This window comes from Extibacter sp. GGCC_0201 (assembly GCF_017566055.1).
Taxonomy (GTDB): Bacteria; Bacillota; Clostridia; order Lachnospirales; family Lachnospiraceae; genus Extibacter.
On sequence record NZ_JABFCH010000115.1, the window covers coordinates 1 to 229 of the forward strand.

Annotated in this window: 1 protein-coding gene; it reads right to left on the reverse strand. The window is 48.9% G+C overall.

Annotation, left to right across the window (positions count from 1 at the left end):
• A partial coding sequence (locus tag HJV72_RS18940; protein ID WP_208073411.1) for a hypothetical protein occupies nt 1–229 on the reverse strand: 229 nt, incomplete at both ends.

Genomic DNA, 229 nt, shown 5'->3' on the forward strand with positions numbered 1-229 from the left:
TCCTCATTCCGCACCTCCACACTGTCCTGTGCCGTATATTCTCTTTTTTCCACACTTAAATCTGCTATCTCTGAAAGCAGATGCTCCGGACTTTTCACATACCGCCACTTTATCTGCTTTTCCCCGGCTTCAAGCTGTTCTTTCGCTTTGGAAAGCTCCCCGGAAACAATATCCCGCCCTTCCTGCGTGGATAAAAGCTCACAAAGGTTCGTGATGCTTTCCGGGTGGT